Raw genomic sequence first — 690 nt, 5'->3', positions numbered from 1 at the left:
TACTTATTTTCCTTTATTTTTTGAGAATTTAGCGATGATGATGGCCTTTCGGCCAGCCATTATCCACATATTTTTGCTAACTTTTTCATGTTTAGGCACGCGAAAGTCAGACCAACTTTCATGGCCATCTTGTCTTTTCCGCGCATGTTTGTATATCGTAAACCATGGAATTCTTTAGCGGTCCCAAAGACTCGCTCGATGGTTTCCTTGCGGACGTCATACCATTCTCGCAATCCGTATGTATGCCGGATTTCCTCGCAAGTTTCTAAGTCGTCCTCCCAGACATGTCTAGTAACGACTTTCTGGTGATTTTTTGACAGTGTACATTGGTTAATTAAGGGGCATGTTTTGCAATCCTGAGGATTGCTCTTGTATTCCCGATAACCATCACGATTGGTTGTTGAATACTTTAATACTTTATTGTTGGGACATAAGTAACAGTCATAGTATTCGTCATAGACATACTCTCGTTTTCTAAAAAAGCCTGGTTTTGTCATCGGACGCTTATAAGGAAATATCGGTGTGACATGATCGGAAATGAGCTCATGGGCAATTGCTGGTGTTTTATAGCCAGCGTCCGCAACCACAATTCGTGGTGACTTTGATTTTAACTTCTGATACAAAGCATCGAAGGCTTGACTATCATGTTGGTTGCCCGGATGGATGGTGTAGTCGATTACCCAGCCATGG

1 pseudogene is annotated in these 690 nt (G+C 41.9%); it reads right to left on the bottom strand.

The annotated features are described in order from the left end of the window. Positions 1-68: 68 nt before the first annotated feature. Positions 69-690, bottom strand: a pseudogene (locus FD47_RS14700) (transposase); the annotation flags it as partial.

Source organism: Lentilactobacillus parafarraginis DSM 18390 = JCM 14109 (genome assembly GCF_001435895.1).
In the GTDB taxonomy this organism is placed as follows: Bacteria; Bacillota; Bacilli; order Lactobacillales; family Lactobacillaceae; genus Lentilactobacillus; species Lentilactobacillus parafarraginis.
The sequence above is the reverse complement of the archived record's forward strand: the minus strand, read 5'-3'. Positions and strand labels throughout refer to the sequence as shown.